Annotated in this window: 14 protein-coding genes; 9 read left to right on the top strand and 5 right to left on the bottom strand. The window is 48.8% G+C overall.

Annotation, left to right across the window (positions count from 1 at the left end):
• Window positions 1-5 precede the first annotated feature (5 nt).
• The 3 genes from CRN95_RS09535 to CRN95_RS09545 all read left to right on the top strand — a co-directional run bounded on the left by CRN95_RS09535 (window position 6) and on the right by CRN95_RS09545 (window position 4,857).
• Complete coding sequence (locus CRN95_RS09535) at window positions 6-1,214, top strand: LL-diaminopimelate aminotransferase (protein WP_097020717.1); 1,209 nt, start codon at window positions 6-8, stop codon at window positions 1,212-1,214.
• A gap of 66 nt (window positions 1,215-1,280) precedes the next feature.
• Window positions 1,281-2,795, top strand: coding sequence for a sigma 54-interacting transcriptional regulator (locus CRN95_RS09540; protein WP_097020718.1), 1,515 nt, complete (start codon window positions 1,281-1,283; stop codon window positions 2,793-2,795).
• Window position 2,796: 1 nt separating this feature from the next.
• The gene (locus tag CRN95_RS09545; protein WP_097020719.1) at window positions 2,797-4,857 is read left to right on the top strand and encodes an NAD(+) synthase; all 2,061 of its coding nucleotides are present in this window, start codon (window positions 2,797-2,799) and stop codon (window positions 4,855-4,857) included.
• Between the two features lie 245 nt (window positions 4,858-5,102).
• On the opposite strand, the gene CRN95_RS09550 is transcribed toward CRN95_RS09545, so the two are convergent.
• Together CRN95_RS09550 and CRN95_RS09555 are read right to left on the bottom strand one after the other, a co-directional pair.
• On the bottom strand, window positions 5,103-6,368 hold the full coding sequence (locus CRN95_RS09550) for an ammonium transporter (RefSeq protein WP_014546485.1): 1,266 nt from the start codon (window positions 6,366-6,368) through the stop codon (window positions 5,103-5,105).
• Between the two features lie 56 nt (window positions 6,369-6,424).
• A complete protein-coding gene (locus CRN95_RS09555; RefSeq protein ID WP_088629766.1) occupies window positions 6,425-6,766 on the bottom strand; it encodes a P-II family nitrogen regulator in 342 nt (113 codons plus the stop codon).
• A 272-nt stretch (window positions 6,767-7,038) separates the two neighbouring features.
• Between CRN95_RS09555 and CRN95_RS09560 the strand changes: the two genes are divergently transcribed.
• Both CRN95_RS09560 and grpE read left to right on the top strand, forming a co-directional pair.
• Window positions 7,039-7,707: a hypothetical protein gene (locus CRN95_RS09560; RefSeq protein ID WP_097020720.1), complete on the top strand. Its 669-nt coding sequence runs from the start codon at window positions 7,039-7,041 to the stop codon at window positions 7,705-7,707.
• Between the two features lie 279 nt (window positions 7,708-7,986).
• A complete protein-coding gene (gene grpE, locus CRN95_RS09565; protein WP_097020721.1) occupies window positions 7,987-8,676 on the top strand; it encodes a nucleotide exchange factor GrpE in 690 nt (229 codons plus the stop codon).
• Between the two features lie 54 nt (window positions 8,677-8,730).
• On the opposite strand, the gene CRN95_RS09570 is transcribed toward grpE, so the two are convergent.
• A complete protein-coding gene (locus CRN95_RS09570) occupies window positions 8,731-9,027 on the bottom strand; it encodes a HigA family addiction module antitoxin (protein ID WP_088629711.1) in 297 nt (98 codons plus the stop codon).
• A 9-nt stretch (window positions 9,028-9,036) separates the two neighbouring features.
• Window positions 9,037-9,318: a type II toxin-antitoxin system RelE/ParE family toxin gene (locus CRN95_RS09575; RefSeq protein ID WP_072828569.1), complete on the bottom strand. Its 282-nt coding sequence runs from the start codon at window positions 9,316-9,318 to the stop codon at window positions 9,037-9,039.
• Between the two features lie 259 nt (window positions 9,319-9,577).
• Here CRN95_RS09575 and CRN95_RS09580 point away from each other — a divergent pair, with 259 nt between their 5' ends.
• The 4 genes from CRN95_RS09580 to CRN95_RS09595 all read left to right on the top strand — a co-directional run bounded on the left by CRN95_RS09580 (window position 9,578) and on the right by CRN95_RS09595 (window position 15,900).
• Window positions 9,578-11,680, top strand: coding sequence for a family 43 glycosylhydrolase (locus CRN95_RS09580; protein ID WP_097020722.1), 2,103 nt, complete (start codon window positions 9,578-9,580; stop codon window positions 11,678-11,680).
• Window positions 11,681-11,945: 265 nt separating this feature from the next.
• The gene (dnaK, locus tag CRN95_RS09585) at window positions 11,946-13,847 is read left to right on the top strand and encodes a molecular chaperone DnaK (RefSeq protein WP_097020723.1); all 1,902 of its coding nucleotides are present in this window, start codon (window positions 11,946-11,948) and stop codon (window positions 13,845-13,847) included.
• A 110-nt stretch (window positions 13,848-13,957) separates the two neighbouring features.
• Entirely contained in the window at window positions 13,958-15,100 is a 1,143-nt protein-coding gene (dnaJ, locus tag CRN95_RS09590; RefSeq protein WP_097020724.1) for a molecular chaperone DnaJ, read from the top strand.
• Window positions 15,101-15,312: 212 nt separating this feature from the next.
• A complete protein-coding gene (locus CRN95_RS09595) occupies window positions 15,313-15,900 on the top strand; it encodes a flavodoxin family protein (RefSeq protein ID WP_097020725.1) in 588 nt (195 codons plus the stop codon).
• A 53-nt stretch (window positions 15,901-15,953) separates the two neighbouring features.
• Here CRN95_RS09595 and CRN95_RS09600 read toward each other — a convergent pair whose 3' ends face one another.
• Window positions 15,954-17,978, bottom strand: coding sequence for a glycoside hydrolase (locus CRN95_RS09600; protein ID WP_097020726.1), 2,025 nt, complete (start codon window positions 17,976-17,978; stop codon window positions 15,954-15,956).
• Window positions 17,979-18,099: the final 121 nt, after the last annotated feature.

Raw genomic sequence — 18,099 nt, forward strand, 5'->3', positions numbered from 1 at the left:
TAAAAATGAACAATTCAATCATCAATCCGTACTACGATCGTCTTCCTGGCAGTTACCTTTTTTCAACGATTGCCAAGAAAATCAAGGAATACCAGGGCACCCACGAAAACGCAGACATCATCCGCTTGGGTATTGGCGATGTGACTTCTCCGATTATCCCCGCTGTGATCGAGGCCATGCACAAGGCTGTAAACGAAATGGGTGTCAAGTGGACGTTCCGCGGTTACGGTCCAGAACAAGGTTATGATTTCCTCCGTGAAGCCATTATCCGTGGCGAATACACTCCGCGCGGCATTGAAATGGATCCGAACGATGTGTTCGTGAGCGATGGTTCCAAGTGCGATGTCGCAAATATCCAGGAACTCTTCTCGGCTGACGCCAAAATTGCAATCCCGGACCCGGTTTACCCTGTGTATCTCGATAGCAACGTGATGGCTGGCCGTACGGGGGTTCTTCAGGACGACGGTCATTTCTCCGAAGTGACTTATCTCGCCTCAACGGCTGAAAACAACTTCCAGCCTGACTTGCCCAAGAATCCCGTCCAATTGATTTATCTTTGCAGCCCGAACAACCCGACCGGTACGGTGCTCACTCGAGAAACGCTCCAGAAGTTTGTGGATTACGCCAACGAAACTGGTGCAATTATTTTGTTCGATGGTGCATACAATTGCTACATCCGCGACGAAAAGCTCCCGCACTCCATTTACGAAATTCCAGGCGCTCGCACTTGCGCCATTGAATTCCGCAGCTTCAGTAAGACCGCCGGATTCACGGGCGTTCGTTGTGCATACACAATTGTCCCGCACGAACTTGAAAAGCTCCGTGCCATGTGGAACCGCCGTCAGTGCACTAAGTTCAACGGCGTAAGCTACGTGACACAGCGCGCGGCAGAAGCCATTTACACTCCGGAAGGCTGGGAACAGACAAAGGCCGTCATCAGCGGTTACATGGATACGGCTGCAAAAATCCGCAAGGAATTGACGGAATGTGGTTATACCGTTTTCGGTGGCGAACACGCTCCTTACATTTGGTGGAAGTTGCCCGAAGGCGAAAAATCGTTTGACTTTTTTGACCGCTTGCTTGCCACTTGCGAAGTTGTCGGCACGCCGGGTAGTGGTTTTGGTCCCTGCGGTGAAGGCTATTTCCGCCTGACCGCTTTTGGCGACCCAGACCAGACTGCAGTTGCCCTCAAGCGCATTAGGGAAAAGTTGTAAAACGAAGTCATTAGTTATTGGTCAAAGCCCTTTAGTATATAACAATCATTTACTATTTTACAAATTATGAAACAACCAATAGCTCCAGAAATCGCGGTCGTTCAAAAGATCAGTACAATCATCATCCACGAGAGAAACGTTGAAAAGCTCTTGGATAATGTGCTCACCATTTTGGATACCGACATGGGTATGCTGAATGGCACGTTTACTTTGCTGTTCGGTAATACCTTGAAAATTGAAGCATCGCATGGACTTGATGAAAAGAAAAAGCGCCTAGGCCAATATCAGGTGGGCGAAGGCATCACTGGACATGTGGCAGAAACAGGCCGCAGCCACGTGATTCCCGACTTGCGCAAGGATTCTCGATTCTTGAACCGCACGGGCGCTCGCAATTACGATAGCCAGGTTGCTTTTATCTGCGTTCCGCTGATTCATGATGAACAAATTATCGGAACGCTTTCAGTAGACCGCCCTGTCGATGTGACGACGGATCTGGACCGCGATGTCGCACTTTTGGAAATCATCGCCAACATCACGGGTGATGCCGCAAGCGAATGCCAGACAATGCTTGTGGAACGCCAGTCCTTGATTGACGAAAACCAGAAGTTGCGTGACATGCTCAGCGGTAAGCCGAGTGAACTTGTTGGCAACTGCCGCGAAATGCAGATTGTGTACGAACAAGTGCGTCAAGTCGCTCCGTCGGATGCGACCGTGCTTATTCGCGGTGGTAGCGGTACGGGTAAAGAGATGATCGCTCGTGCAATTGTGCAGCTTTCATCTCGTAAAGACAAGCCGTTTGTAACGCTTAACTGCGCAGCCCTTCCAGAGAATCTTGTGGAAAGCGAACTTTTCGGTCACGAAAAAGGCGCATTCACAGGAGCCATTAACATGCGCAAGGGTCGTGCAGAAATTGCCGATGGCGGAACGCTCTTCCTCGACGAAATTGGCGATTTGACAATGCAAACTCAGGTCAAGCTGCTGCGTTTTTTGCAAGAACGCACGTTCAGCCGAGTCGGCAGCAACGAAGAACTCCATTCCGATGTCCGCTTCTTGGCGGCCACAAGCCGTAACCTCGAAGAACTCATGGAAAAGAAGCTCTTCCGCGAAGACTTGTTCTACCGCTTGAATATTTTCCCGATTGCGATGCCGGATTTGGCAAAGCGCCAGAGCGACATTATTTTGCTTGCCGAGCATTTCATTGAAAAGATGAATCTCAGGTACGGCAAAAAGATTGTTCGCTTGTCCACAACAGCAATTAATCTTTTGATGAGTTATCATTGGCCGGGTAACGTCCGTGAACTTGAAAACTGCATTGAACGCGCCGTGCTTACGGCAACAGACGATTGCATCCATAGCTACAATCTTCCGCCTTCATTGCAGACTAGCTTAAGCACGGGTACCGGAAAGATTATTACCGATCACGCTCCGCTTGACGTGATGATGTGCAATTACGAAAAGGAATTGATCACAGAAGCTATCAAGCGCAACGACGGTAATATTTCGGCAGCGGGCCGCGAACTTGGCATTTCTCCGCGAATGATGAATTATCGAATGAATAAACTAGGATTGATTACAAAATAAAATGTTCGGTTTTTACAGAATCGCTTCTGTGTGCCCAACTTTGAAAGTTGCGGATACGGAATTCAATACTGATGAAATCATACGCTGCGGTCTCCTCGCCAAAAACGAAGGGGCCGCAGTTGTCGTTTTCCCTGAGCTCTGCATTACGGGTTACACCTGTAGTGATTTGTTCCATCAAGAGCTTTTGCTGAAGAAATCGCTTGCATCGCTTTTAAAAATTGCAAAGGCATTTGACGATTCCGACATGATTGTCGCTGTGGGGCTCCCGCTCCGAATGTTCGGTAAACTCTATAATTGCGCCGCCCTTTTGCAACGTGGAAAAATCATAGGCATTACGCCCAAAATCCATTTGCCGAATCAACGTGAATTTTACGAAAAGCGCCATTTCAATAGCGGTCGCGATTTGCTAAGCGCAAACAGTGTTAAAACCGGCAATTATGGAAAAGCTCCGCTCACGTATTCGTTTGATGACTTGGGCGAGGTCCCGATAACAAACTTCTTTACGGTAAACGGTAGCGAAGAAATACGCATCGGCGTTGAACTTTGCGAAGACTTGTGGACCGCGGCACCGCCTAGCGGTGAACTCGCTTTGGCTGGCGCTAATGTGATTTTAAATTTGTCCGCAAGCGATGCGCTAGTAGGGAAGGGCAATTACCGTCGTAATCTCGTGATGAATCAGTCTGCACGCTGCATGGCAGCATATGTTTATGCATCTGCTGGCGTTCACGAATCCACGACTGACATGGTCTTTAGCGGCCATTTGATGATTGCCGAAAACGGCTCCATGCTCGCCGAACGCAAGAATTACAGCCGCAAAAGTGAAATCGTTTTTGCCGATATCGATGTGCAGCGCTTGAACGCTCAACGTTTAAGCGAGGGCAGCTTCCAAGATTTCGATTCCACAGAATATTTTGCAAAGGCCGCAAATTTCGCATCACTTCCCGTTGTTGCGAATGATTCTGAAAAGCCCACGGAAGGTCTTAAATACCGCTACATTGCGCCGATGCCTTTTGTTCCAAGCGACATAGCACATCGCGATTCCAACTGCCACGAGATATTCAATATCCAATGCGCAGGGCTTGCGAAACGTCTGGAATCGTCGTATGCCAAACGTGCGGTTCTCGGGCTCAGTGGCGGTCTTGATTCAACGCTTGCATTGCTTGTCGTTGTCGAAACATTCAAGTTGCTGAATCGCCCGCTGAACAAAATTCTCGTGATTACAATGCCAGGATTCGGCACAACCAAACGCACAAAAAATAACGCTGTTGCGATGGCGGAGCTCTTGGGCGTTGAACTCCGAACAATCGACATCAAGCCCTCTTGCTTGCAGCATTTCAAAGACATCGGTCACGATGCAGCAAAGCTTGACGTGACGTACGAAAACGTACAGGCTCGCGAACGTACCAAGATTTTGATGAACTTAGCAAATAAAGAAGGCGGCATTGTCGTTGGAACGGGCGACCTTTCTGAAATAGCTCTTGGCTGGAGCACGTATAACGCCGATCATATGTCCATGTATGCCGTGAACTGCGATATTCCCAAGACGCTCGTGCGTCACGTTGTCGCATGGTACGCCGATCACGTACAGGAATTGATGGGGGAGAGTGCGGCAAATTCCCAGGATTCCGCGAAAGCCCTCGCCGATGTTCTCCGCGACATTTTGGATACGCCTGTTTCGCCAGAACTTTTGCCTGCAGACAGCAACGGACAAATCGCTCAAAAAACGGAATCAATTCTCGGGGCTTATGAAATTCACGATTTCTATCTGTATCATTTTACAAAATATGGTGCAGAACCACGCAAATTGCTTTACTTAGCCGAGAAAGCTTTTGGGGCCAAAGTGGGCGAGGATGGCTCCGCAATTGAAGCGAAATACCCACATGAAGAGCTAGTTCGCGTTCTTAAGCTTTTCCTGAAGCGCTTTTTTGCGCAGCAATTCAAGCGCAGTTGCATCCCGGATGGTCCAAAGGTCGGAACGATTTCGCTCTCTCCGCGAGCCGACTGGCGAATGCCCAGCGATGCCTCCTCCGCGGATTGGCTCAAAGAAATCGAGAATCTCTGAGCCGCGCGGAATTCACCAAAAGAACATTTCCAAGCCGCCTCGTGCGGCTTTTTTTTGTAGCACAAAATCGAAAAATAGTCGCTACGCACAAACGTAAAACCCCGGAACATTCGTTCCGGGGTACTTTAGTCAACAGAGATACTTTTTGTAGTTGTTAGTTATTGGTTGTTGGTCGCTAGTTTAAGGCTTGGAAACTTCAGTAAGTTTTTTAACTAATGACTATTGACTAATAACTAAGTGCTAAATTACATGTTGCTGAAGATTTGGAATCCGCTGTAAGCTTCTTGACCGTGTTCAGCTTGGTCAAGGCCGCGAAGTTCTTGCTTTTCAGTCACGCGGAGGCCCATGGTCTTCTTGATGATGAAGAAGATGAGGCTTGCGGCAGCGAAGCACGGGACAGCGTAGGCGAGGACACCAACAGCCTGAGTGCCGAGCGTGTAGTCACCGGTGATATCGAAGATACCGACAGCGAGCGTACCCCAGACACCGTTCACGAGGTGGACAGAGAGAGCACCGACCGGGTCATCCAAGTGCAAGCGGTCGAACATGAAGACTGCACCGACAACGAGCACACCAGCGATTGCACCGATAATCCAGGAAGAAAGCGGGGTCACGACGTCTGCACCAGCGGTGATAGCGACGAGACCAGCAAGGCATCCGTTGAGAGCCATGGTGGCGTCCGGCTTCTTGGAAACGATCCAGCTTGTGAGCGTTGCAGTGATGATGCCTGCGACAGCAGCGAGGTTCGTGGTCACGAGAATCCAGCTAGTAGCCTTCGGGTCGCCATTGAGAGCAGAACCGGCGTTGAATCCCCACCAACCGAACCAGAGCATGAACACACCGATTGTTGCAAGCGGAATGTTGTGAGCCGGGATAGCGTGAACCTTGCCACCGACATACTTACCGATACGCGGTCCGAGAATCATGACGCCAGCGAGAGCTGCCCAACCACCCACAGAGTGGACGAGGGTAGAACCGGCGAGGTCGTGGAAACCGTGAGCACCGAAGGTGGAGAGCCAGCCGCCGCCCCATGTCCAGCTACCGACAACCGGGTAGACGAGAGCCACGTAGGCGATGGTGAAAACGAGGAAGGAGTTGAGCTTCACACGTTCAGCAACGGCACCAGACACGATCGTTGCGGCGGTTGCTGCAAACATTGCCTGGAACAGCCAGTCTGTGAACAACGTAAAGTGTCCGTTGTAGGCTGCGGTGAAGTTTGCCGGATTTGCCCAGTCGCCAATGCCGAAGCCTGCGAAACCGAGAATGCCGTTGAAAGTACCCGGGTACATAAGGCCAAAGCCGAGCAAGGCGTACATCGTGATACCGATTGCCGGCACAGCGATGTTTTTGAAAGCGACGTTTGCAGAGCACTTAGCACGCACAAGGCCTGCTTCGACACATGCAAATCCGAGACCCATGATGAACACCAACATGGCGCTGATCATGATCCAAATGTTTTCCGTCATAAAGATGGCGTCGTTGACGGTTGCGACTGTTGCTACTTCGTTCATTTGTATAAATCCTTTTTGAAAATTTTAGTTTCTAATTCTGAATTCCTGATTCCGAATTAACCAATCGCTTCCGGTCCAGTTTCACCCGTGCGGATGCGAACACACTGTTCAAGCGACGTGACGAAAATCTTTCCATCGCCGATTTCACCCGTACGAGCGCCCTTGATGATGGCATCAATGCAAGGCTGTACGAATTCATCATTCACAGCAATCTTCAGACAAATTTTCTTGAGCAAATTAACTTCAGTAACAACGCCACGGAAACGTTGATTGTAACCCTTCTGCTGGCCGCAACCAAGAACGTTAGTGACAGACATCTTGTAGATCTTGTTCTCATATAGCGATTGCTTTACGCTATTGAGCTTTTCAGGTTGAATGTAAGCTGTGACGAGCTTCATGTTGGTATCCTTTTTTTGAGGTTTCTTTTTGTTCGCACTCGTATTTGCAAAATGCGTGCCAAAAATTTTTCCAACACATAAAAAAGCCCGCAATCCCTTATTCTATGCGGGTTGCGGGGCAGTGTAGGGGAGAGACTTTCCTCAAATGAAAGATTTACAAGAATTGTAAGAAAGGCTTTTTATTTACAGAGTGTGAAACTACTTTTTGTATATTTTTCTACCGTAAAAATTTCTACGTAGGCTTTTCTTGCACAAATCTGTAATATTAAAACATGAAACTCCTTAAAATTTTACCTATAATCGTTATTGCACTCCTCGCTGCCTGCAAATCGACTGTACCGCAGACTGAAAGTTTGCTTGAGGAACGTGTTTCGACAGCACAAGAAAATAGATCAAGCTCTGCGGAGATGTCTGTAAAAAGCGAAAAAGATTCTACAGTTATTTTTGACCGTATAAAAAACTATGTCATTGATTCAGTTAAAACTGACATGACTACAAACTTCACCGTTGAAGAATGTATTTGTTGTCATTGTGCGCCATCTACTTATTTATGGGGTGAAGTTCAATACGACAGTACGCAAATCCATTTAGACATGACAAGCAGTGATCTGAAATATCAATTTATCTTGAATATTGAAAAAGGAATTGCAATTGCTAGAAAAAAATACACCGATTACGGCAAAGAAAAAATAAATGAATTGTGCTTCCAACACAAAAGCGATTCAACAAAGAAAAACGTCGATTGCGTTGACAATACTATAACATTCACGTTCAAAGACAATTTTAGCGGTTATGACTTAAGTCAACTAGGTCGAAATCTTCTATATGAATGTGATTTAATAACATCAAAACCTTCTTACAGTTGTGCCTGGTGGGTAAAGTTTCCTTGCGAACGTATGGAGCGAGAAAAAGAAATGCTTCCTTTAGAAGACGATTTGTAATGGTTGAATAAAAATGAAATCGATAATTAACGCAATTCTTTAGTTTACATAACGCAGATTATCGGAAAATTAAATTTAGGAAGGGGAGTCCGACGTTTCTTTTACCATAAACCCAATCTGTCATGCACGCCGCCGAGCGGGCATCAGCATTTTTGGTGTGTTTGTTTCACATTAAAACAATTTTTGACGTTTTTTGTTGGCATGGTATTTGCTATCTTTATATCGAAATTGTAAAACAGATGTCCGCACGGACAATTATTAAAGGAATATTGATATATCATGGCTGAAGAAAAGAATCCGGAACAGAATATTGAACCGAACGATGCTGAACGTGCTCAATTTGAACAGGATGTGCTGAAAGCCGCCCAGGACGCAATGAATCTCGAAGCCAATGCCAATGCTTCGGCAGGCTCAGCAACCGACAATGCCAACGCCGAAAAGCCCGCTGACGTAGAAGGTCAAAATGCCGAAGCGCCAAAGGACGACGAAAAAGCCGCCGAACAGCCCGCAGCACCTTCCGCCGAAGAAATTTTGAAACAGCAGCTCGCCGAATCCAACGATCGCTTCGTTCGTTTGATGGCTGAATTCGAAAACTTCCGCCGCCGTAATGCCAAGGAACAGCTTGAACTCATCGAAACCGCGAACGGCAAGCTTCTCGAAAAGCTCTCTGAAGTCCAGGACAATTTCGAACGTGCTTTCGCCAGCGAAAACAAAGCCAAGGATCTCGAAGCCTTCGAAAAAGGCATGCAGATGATTTACAACCAGTTCGCTAAGGTTCTCACGGACGCAGGCCTCGAACAAATCGACCCGACCGGCAAGGAATTCGACCCGAACCTCCACGAAGCTCTGATGCAGCAGCCCTCCGAAACCATCCCGGAAGGTCACGTCGTCACCGTATTCCAGAAGGGTTACAAGCTCAAGAACAAAATCTTGAAGACCGCAAAAGTCATCGTATCCTCCGGGAAATAACCCCCATATCCCCCGCCTTTATGCCCGCCACTCCCCCGTGAGCGGGCTTTTCTATTATGCAGGAACAAAAGTTTTGATTTTCTCAAGTTCCTCTGCCAATTCAATTTTTAGATTGCGAATATCAATATCGTCTTGTAGCGAGATGAAATAATCATCAGATACTCCAAAGAACTTGGCTAATCTTAAAGACGTATCGACAGTAATCCTTCTACGGTCATGAAGAATATCTTGAATCCTAGAAATGGGAACATTTATAGCCTGAGCGACCTTGTAAGCGGACAACCCCATAGGAATCAAAAATTCTTCGTTCAATATTTCTCCGATAGTCGGTGTTTCAATATGCTTGTTCATAACTAACTCCTAGTGGTAGTCTACAATTTCAACATTGTAAAAGTGACCATCATACATTCTAAAACATATACGCCATTGGTCATTTATGCGAATAGAGTATTGCCCAATTCTATCTCCATGTAACTGTTCCAAACGATTGTTTGGCGGAATACGTAAATCATCAAGACATTTGGCATTATCTATCATCATTAATTTTCTTAAAGCAACCTTTTGAATCGTGTTTGGCAATCGCCTTGAAAATTCCTGGTTATAGATGAGCTCTGAGTCTTTATCTGCAAAGCTTTTTATCATAGTCTAATATACCTTTTTCATGTGTATACGTCAAGTAGGTGTATTTATTTTGGAATAGAATGTCTAAACATAGTTTGCACCCTACTTATATACACGCTTTTTTAAGGCTTTTGTCTCAATTTTTATTGGGTAAATGTTTTTTACAATCCTTCCCTTTTGATAAAATGACAATAGAGATTTACGCAAGCGATTAACCGCAAACATTTTCAGATATATCTTTGTTATTGGGTGTAGGAATTAACAAGGAATGGAGATCAAGATGTTTGGTAAAAACCTAATCGTTTCTTCCGTATTGGCCTTGGCTTGTACGGGTTTCGCTCAGAAAATTGTAATCACGACGAACTATACGGCGGACCCGGCGCCCTATGTCCATGGGGATACGGTTTACCTGTACACGACCCACGACGAGGACAATGCCGACGGGTTCATGATGTACGACTGGCTGTTGCATACTTCCACGGACATGGTCAACTGGACCAGTCACGGTGCCGTGGCAAGCCTGGGAGACATCAAGTGGAGCACAAAGACTAACGGGGCCTGGGCGGAACAGGTCATCGAGCGCGACGGCAAGTGGTTCATGTACGTCCCCATTCACGGCAATGGCATTTCCGTCTTGGTGGCGGACAGCCCTTATGGCCCTTTCAAGGAACCTTTGAACAAGGCGCTAGTCTGGCAGCGCGAGCACTGGAACGATATCGACCCTACCGTCTGGATTGACGACGACGGACAGGCCTACATGTACTGGGGCAACCCCGATTTGTACATGATCAAGTTGAATAAGGACATGATTAGTACTCAGGGGTCCATCGTCACCTACCCCAAAATCAAGGATTACCAAGAAGGCCCCTGGGTCTATAAGCACGGCGACCATTACTACATGACTTTCGCATCCACCTGCTGTGCCGAAGGTATCGGGTATGCCATGAGCGACAAGATTACGGGCCCCTGGACCTACAAGGGCGACATTATGCCGCATTCTTCGCGCAGTAACGGAAACCACCCGGGCATCATCGATTTCAAGGGAAAATCCTACGTTTTCGGCCTCAATTACGAACTTTGGCGTTACAAGTCCGAGAAAATGGGCCAGAAATACCAACACAAGGAGCGTCGTTCTGTCGGCCTTTCTGAAATGAAGTATAACGCCGACGGAACTATTCAAAAAATTGACTATTGGCCGGACAATGGCGTGACCCAGCTGGAAGATTTCGACCCGTACAAGCGCGTGGAAGCGGAAACCATGTCGTGGGGCGAAGACGTGAGGGTCCGTAAGAGCGGTACCGCCGGCAATACGGTCATCACCAATCTTTCCGAAGGAAAATACACCAAAATTAGCGGCGTGGAATTCGGCGATGCAGGCGCAGAAAGCTTCTCGGCGTCCGTTCTGAACGTCAAGAAGGCGTCGAGCATCACCGTCCGTCTGGACAAGGTGAACGGCGAAATTGTTGGCAAGGCGGAATTTAACGCTGATGGCCTTGTGACCGTGCCGCTCACAGGTGCCGTTGGCAAGCACGACGTATTCTTTGTATTTGAAGGCGACTTCGAAGCCGACTACTGGGAATTCGAGGACAGCAAGACAGCCATTCCGCAAAGCCCGTTCTGCAAGGAAAAACTCAAAGATGCAGAAGCCAAGTGTGATGTACCAGCCGTAGGTGCAAGCGTTGAAGGCCCCGCAAACTTCATCGACTTCGAAAACTATGACGTGGGCGGTGCCGGCAAGGCCTACTACGACATGGATTCCGAAAATCAAGGCAAGGAATACCGCGAAGATCGCGTGGACATCGTGAAAAACGGCGACGGCTTTGCCGTGGGCTACACGCAGAAGGGTGAATGGCTGGAATACACTGTGAACGTCGAAACTAGCGGAACCCTCCCCTTCGAACTTTCTTACGCAACAGGCATGGAAAGCGCAAGCGTACGATTCTTCATGGACAATGAACCCATCACCGATACACTCTCGCTTTCTGGAACCGATGACTTCGATACATACGCTACGTACAAAGGCAAAACGACCAAGGAACTCACCAAAGGCGAACACGTGCTCAAAGTCCTAATAACAAGCGATTACGTGAACCTCGACTGGATTGCCTTCGGTAAAATTGATGGCGATATTATGGACAAGCGCAATGGCACCACGGGCATCTTGCCGAAATTTGCTTCGGATGCTGCAAACGCTTTCGCAACGACCGCCGGCGAATACAAAGTCTTTGACTTGATGGGCAACATGCTTGGCAAAGTCCGCCTGAACGCCGGAGCTTCACTAACGGACATTAAGACGAGCCTCAAGATTGCTGGTTATCACAACGGAGCTTATATCGTTCGCAACTCCGTCGGACAGACCTTTAGAGTTAACTTCGGAAAATAAGCTCACAAGACATTTCCGAGTCACCCCTATATAATATATCACTGAATCTTTTCCGCCCTGCGGTTGTCTTGATGACGCTGTGGGGCGTTATTTTTTGAAACAGCCCTAAATTTGCCCGTTTTTAGCTCAAAAAAAATGTTTCAGAACGAAACAAAAAGGGCGCTTTTCGGGGTTGGCACGGCTTTTGCTAATGTATCGGCGTAAAAAACTCCCCACTCAAACAAAAACACTGGGGATCAAGAATTTAAAATAGGAGATTAAAATCATGGGTAAGATTATTGGTATTGACTTGGGTACGACAAACAGCTGCGTTGCCGTGATGGAAGGTGGCAAGCCGGTCGTCATCGCCAATGCAGAAGGTTTCCGCACTACGCCGTCTATTGTCGCTTTCGGCAAGAACGGTGAACGTCTTGTGGGCCACGTTGCAAAGCGCCAGGCAATCACGAACCCGGAAAAGACGATTTATTCTATCAAGCGTTTCATGGGTCGTACGGCTGGCGAATGCTCCGCTGCCGAAAAGAACATGCCGTACAAGCTCGTTGGCACGGGTTCTGATCCGGTCCGCGTCCAGATCGACGACAAGCAGTTTGCTCCTCCTGAGATTTCTGCAGCCGTTCTTCAGACCATGAAGAAGATTGCCGAAGATTACCTCGGCCAGACGGTTTCTCAGGCTGTGATTACGGTCCCGGCTTACTTTAACGACTCTCAGCGTCAGGCAACAAAGGACGCTGGTAAGATTGCTGGCCTCGAAGTTCTCCGTATCGTGAACGAACCGACGGCTGCTGCTCTTGCTTACGGTCTTGACTCCAAGAAGAGCGAAAAGGTTGCTGTGTATGACCTCGGTGGTGGTACGTTCGATATCTCCATCCTCGAAATCGACGATGGTATGTTCAGCGTGAAGGCCACGAACGGTGATACGATGCTCGGCGGTGACAACTTCGACGAAGTCATCATCGACTGGATTAACGACGAATTCAAGAAGGAAAATCCTGGCATTGACCTGAAGAAGGACAAAATGGCACTCCAGCGTTTGAAGGACGCTGCTGAAAAGGCTAAGATTGACCTTTCTGCTACGACTTCTACGAACATCAACCTTCCGTTCATCACTGCTGACGCTTCTGGTCCGAAACACCTCGACCTCACCCTCAGCCGTGCAAAGTTTGACCAGCTCACCGCTCACCTCGTGGAACGTTCTATGGAACCGTGCCGCAAGGCTATCAAGGACTCCGGTCTTTCTTTGAGCGAAATTGACGAAGTGATTCTCGTCGGTGGTTCTACCCGTATTCCGGCCGTTCAGGAAGCCGTGAAGAAGTTCTTCGGCAAGGAACCGAACAAGACTGTGAACCCGGATGAAGTTGTGGCTATCGGTGCTGCCGTTCAGGGCGCTGTGCTTTCTGGCGACTCCGCTGTGAAGGACGTGCTCCTTCTCGACGTGACCCCGCTTTCTTTGGGTATCGAAACTCTCGGTGGCGTGATGACCAAGCTCATCGACCGTAACACCACGATTCCGACCAAGAAGAGCCAGGTGTTCTCTACCGCCGAAGACAACCAGCCGGCTGTGACCATTCACGTGCTCCAGGGCGAACGTGAATTTGCCCGCGACAACCGTACGCTCGGCAAGTTCGACTTGACCGACCTCCCGAAGAAGCCGCGTGGCGTGCCGCAGATCGAAGTGACCTTCGATATCGACGCAAACGGCATTGTGCATGTGTCTGCTAAGGACAAGGAAACCGGTAAGGAACAGTCCATCAAGATTACTTCTTCTAGCGGTTTGTCTGAAGACGAAATCAACAAGATGGTGAAGGATGCCGAAGCCAACGCTGCCAAGGACAAGGAACAGCGCGAACTTGTGGACATCAAGAACCAGGCCGAACAGATGGCTTACCAGGCTGAAGGTCAGCTCAAGGAATTTGGCGACAAGCTCCCGGCTGATACCAAGAGCCAGCTCCAGGCTGCTATCGACGATATCAAGGCCAAGAAGGACAACGGCACTAAGGAAGAAATCAAGGCCGCTATGGACAAGCTTCAGGGCATGATCAGCTCCATGGCTCAGGCTGCTGGTGCAAACCAGGCTCAGCCGGGTCCGCAGCCGGGTGCTTCTGAACAGCCGAAGAACGACAAGAAGGGCGATGGTCCGGAAGTCGTCGACGCTGAAGTGGTTGACTAATTTCAACCTTCAAAAAACAAATAGGATTCGCCTCTCAAAAGGGGGCAATCCTTTTGTTGTAAAATAACGATTTTTGATTTTTTATATGATGAGTTTGCCCGGAGGGCAAAATGGCTGAAAAACGAGATTATTACGAAGTTTTGGGCGTCGGCAAGGACGCAAGTGCTGATGAGATTAAGCACGCTTATAAGAAGCTTGCTATCAAGTACCATCCGGACAAGAACCCGGGCGACAAGGAAGCTGAAGAAAAGTTCAAGGAAGCTGCCGAAGCTTACGACGTACTCTCTAATCCTGAAAAGCGCAAGAACTACGACCAGTTCGGCTTCAACGCTCCTGGTGGCGGTTTTGGCGGCGGCGGATTCAGTGGTGCCGGATTCGACATCAACGATATCTTCAGCCAGTTTGGCGATATCTTTGGTGGCGGCTTTGGTTTCGGTGGCGGTGGCCGCAGAAGTTCTCGCAAGGCAGGTCCTCCGCGTGGTAACGACTTGCAGATCAAGGTGGCGCTCAGCTACAAGGAAATTTTCGAAGGTTGCACCAAGAAGGTTCGCTTAAAACGCTATACGCCGTGTACGGAATGTAACGGCAAGGGCGGTACGAACGTCAAAACTTGCGATACCTGCCATGGCACGGGTCGTGTACGTCGTGTGTCCGGCGGATTTTTCCAGATGGTTTCCGAAAGCGTCTGCCCCACTTGCAGTGGCATGGGCGAAGTAATCGCTAATCCGTGCTCACATTGCCACGGCGAGGGCCGCGTACAGGAAACCGAAGAGATTTCCATCAAGATTCCGGCGGGCGTAAGCGAAGGCCAGTACCTGAACCTCCGTGGCGAAGGCAACTGCGGTCCGCGTGGTGGCGCTTGCGGCGACTTGCTCGTCGTGATTGCCGAAAAACCGGACGATTTCTTCAGCCGTGAAGGCGACGACTTGCATTGCGAAGTCAAGGTTCCAGTCCACAAGCTGGTTCTTGGCGGTACGCAGCGCATCCCGACCATCAGCGGTGATGAAATCCAGATCAAGATTGCCGCTGGCACTCAGGCTGGCAGCGTTCTCCGTCTGCGCGATCAGGGCTTGTGGCCTCTCAAGAAACAGGGCGATCGCGGAAGCCTCTACGTACAAATTGGCGTAGACATTCCGAAGGACATTTCCCGCGAAGAGAAGGAGCTTTACCAGAAGCTCGCTGAACTCCGCAAGGACAAGGAAACTGCCCAAGAAGAAAGTTTTCTTGAACGGGTGAAAAATATCTTCAAGTAAAACAACATGTCATCCTGAGCGAAGTCGAAGGATCCAGTAATCTCCCGAACGTTCAAAAAAGCGTTCGGGATTTTTTTATAGTAACACATTTCCGCTCCTTAGGTGTTTAATAAGTAAAAGCTTAGAAAGCACATGCAAAATACGTCATTGCGAACGTCGCAGAAGCGCGGCAATCTCGAATAGCTTTTATGAATTTATTAAGGAGTCTGAAATTGAAGTACGTTATTTTGAATGCAAGCCCTCGCCCAAATAGCAATATCAGCCAAATGCTTGGGATAGTCCGCAATGAATTGTTAGCCTGTGGCGATAGAGTCCTTTACGTTGATGTTTGCAAATTGCAATTCCGCCCATGCATCGGCTGCATGAAATGCCGTAGCACACATGATTGTGTTATGCCCGATGACGAAGCCAAACAAGTTCTGCAGCTCGTGCAAGATTGCGATGCTCTAATCGTGGGCTCGCCGTGCTATTGGGGTAATATGACGGGGCAACTCAAAATGCTTTTTGACCGCTGGGTTTATGGCATGATGGACCATAGCGAAAGCGGCTATCCAATTCCGCTTCTCAAAGGCAAAAAAGCAGTCATTATCACCACGTGCTCTACCCCGTGGCCATTCAACATTCTCTTCAAACAATCCGAAGGGACTGTCCGCGCACTCAAGGAAGTTCTTTGCTGGAGCGGTTTCAAAATTGCAGGCGTGTTGCAAAAAGGTGGAACCCTCAAGAACAAAGAACTCACCTCACGCGAAATCGCCAAATGTCGTAGCTTCGCCAACAAGCTTCACCACAAGCATTCGTAAAGTTCAAAGCTCCCCAAAAAGAGAATCCTCGCATTCGCGAGGATCTCTATAAGTTATTTGAATTTCTTCTGATAAATAGCCTTTCCAGCGCTCTTGATTCGTACAATATACGGCGTTTTTGCCAAGTGCGCAACTGGCAAAACCGCAGAACCTTCAATGGAGCGACGCATCAGAAGCACGCCTTGCAAGTCGTGAATCGTGAGCTGTAGCGGCGCATTCCCGGACTGCGAGTACTTCCCGGACTGTGCGAGATTCCCCGACGCATTCCCTGCGTTCACTAGCAAGTCTCCCCCGCTTCTCATGACTGAGACTTTCCCAGCACTTTGCGCGACTCTCGAAGCAATCCGCGTTGTGCCAGAATTCGGTTTCTCCGGTTCCACATACGGATGTTCCGGGTCATCGACAATGACCTTGATATCGACCGTACTTTCGCAGCCATACGGATTCACATACGTTCCCGTGTAAACGCCGCTGCTCTGCCATTGCAAATTCTTGAAGCGCACTTCACGACCCAAGTAATAAAAGTCATTCGGACCTTTCCAAGTCCAGCGTCCGCCGTCGTACGGATGCGGACCAATCACAAGAGAATCACCTGGATTTACCTTGACTTCGGTAGTCTCGTTCCAGCCACCATCGTGAATCTTGGCATATGGAATGATTGAGCTAGCTTCGCATACGCCACCGGTTGCATTTTCAATGACCATCGTAACGATGGATTGGGCACCCGCTGTGACCGTAATTGCATTGTTCGTAACGTCAATATCAGAATCGGCTTTGAGCGCTGCCGGGAGCGTAAAGCGATGGATTTTGGCCTTCTTGCCAATCGTTGCGAACTTGCTCAAGTCAAACGTGTATTTTGCATCGCTAGAGCCCGTATTCAGCACCACTAGCACAAGCGAACTGTCTTCGCGAATGGCAGCAAGCGTGTTGCTGTTGTCGCTATCGATAAAACGAGAACCCGGTCGAATAGCACGGCTAAACGCAGCATGCATATAGAATCGCGGCGCATAAGAGAATGTCTGCTTTTTGTGGTCTGCGATAATTGTGCGCCAATTCTCGGCAGGGTCTGAAAGTTGCCAATCGACCCAAGCGCTCGCATGCATATCGCGGAGGTCATGCAATATCACATCCGCCATCCAAAGCGTAATTTCGAGACTTCCACTGCGGTGGAGCGGTCCCGATTCGGATTGCCAAACGCGCTTGTCGGCGGCAAAAGCTGCATTATAAAGCTTGGCTCGGGAATCGTAGCCAGAATAGCTATGCGTATTCACTTGAAACATGTAAGAACGTGCTTCGGCACTGTAGCTATTGAAACGCGCCAAAGCATCGCCAATGTTCGATTCATCGGCAGCACTCACAGAAGTTGCAGGGAACAGATCTTTCGCTTTAAGAGCCTTGCCGAGTTCCACAATCATTTCAGATTGCTTGTTCTTAAAGCCGCAACCTTCCTGGTCACCGTTAGCTTTCCACCAGCCTGCACTTGGCTCGTTGAACGGCTCAATCGTGCGGAATGTGATGCCCCATTCTTCCTTGAAGTGCTTAGCGACTTCGGAGAGGTAATCGGCGAAATCGTCAAAGTAATCGGACTTGAGATTGTCGGCACCATTGACTCCTCCCGAAACACAACCGCTGTTTGTCATCCACCATGGTGGGGAATTCGAAAAAGCTTCGAAAATCGGATCTTTCGCCATTTTTGCAAGAGCAAAAGCAATGTTGCGCTGGTTCGGGTCCGCCGTCCAGTCGTAATCGCCTTTTTCCGTTGGCTTGTAGCCAGGAATCGCGGCTCCCCCATCGCCCTTGGTCAAATGGTTATGACCGGGCTGGTCGCCACCGCCGATATTGTAACGGAAAATATTATAGCCAAGACCCGTGTCCGGATCGGCCACTGCACCCAAAAGTTTCGTATAGTTTGCCTTGTCCCAACCACCGGCGAGTTCTGCCCACCAGCAAAGACTTGTACCCCAGCCTTCAAAAAGTTGGTATTTTTTGCCCGGGTCCACGACGACCTTCGTCTGGGCCTGTGCGGCGCCGCAAGCTAGCGCAGCGGCCGTTACAACAAAAATCAGTTTACTCTTCAATTTCTCAACCCCATGTCTTGGCGCATCTCAAAGTGCGCGGTTCTTTACTCTCTAAAAATCCATTATTTTACGGAAAAGCGGACACCCCAACACAAGAAATTATTGACGAATTGTCATTTTC

It is taken from the genome of Fibrobacter sp. UWB16 (genome assembly GCF_900215325.1).
Lineage (GTDB): Bacteria > Fibrobacterota > Fibrobacteria > Fibrobacterales > Fibrobacteraceae > Fibrobacter.

Excerpts from the sequence above, each read along its gene's own strand:
- CRN95_RS09535 (WP_097020717.1), top strand. The coding sequence starts at position 6 with ATGAACAATTCAATCATCAATCCGTACTACGATCGTCTTCCTGGCAGT.
- CRN95_RS09540 (WP_097020718.1), top strand. The coding sequence starts at position 1,281 with ATGAAACAACCAATAGCTCCAGAAATCGCGGTCGTTCAAAAGATCAGT.
- CRN95_RS09545 (WP_097020719.1), top strand. The coding sequence starts at position 2,797 with ATGTTCGGTTTTTACAGAATCGCTTCTGTGTGCCCAACTTTGAAAGTT.
- CRN95_RS09550 (WP_014546485.1), bottom strand. The coding sequence starts at position 6,368 with ATGAACGAAGTAGCAACAGTCGCAACCGTCAACGACGCCATCTTTATG.
- CRN95_RS09555 (WP_088629766.1), bottom strand. The coding sequence starts at position 6,766 with ATGAAGCTCGTCACAGCTTACATTCAACCTGAAAAGCTCAATAGCGTA.
- CRN95_RS09560 (WP_097020720.1), top strand. The coding sequence starts at position 7,039 with ATGAAACTCCTTAAAATTTTACCTATAATCGTTATTGCACTCCTCGCT.
- grpE (WP_097020721.1), top strand. The coding sequence starts at position 7,987 with ATGGCTGAAGAAAAGAATCCGGAACAGAATATTGAACCGAACGATGCT.
- CRN95_RS09570 (WP_088629711.1), bottom strand. The coding sequence starts at position 9,027 with ATGAACAAGCATATTGAAACACCGACTATCGGAGAAATATTGAACGAA.
- CRN95_RS09575 (WP_072828569.1), bottom strand. The coding sequence starts at position 9,318 with ATGATAAAAAGCTTTGCAGATAAAGACTCAGAGCTCATCTATAACCAG.
- CRN95_RS09580 (WP_097020722.1), top strand. The coding sequence starts at position 9,578 with ATGTTTGGTAAAAACCTAATCGTTTCTTCCGTATTGGCCTTGGCTTGT.
- dnaK (WP_097020723.1), top strand. The coding sequence starts at position 11,946 with ATGGGTAAGATTATTGGTATTGACTTGGGTACGACAAACAGCTGCGTT.
- dnaJ (WP_097020724.1), top strand. The coding sequence starts at position 13,958 with ATGGCTGAAAAACGAGATTATTACGAAGTTTTGGGCGTCGGCAAGGAC.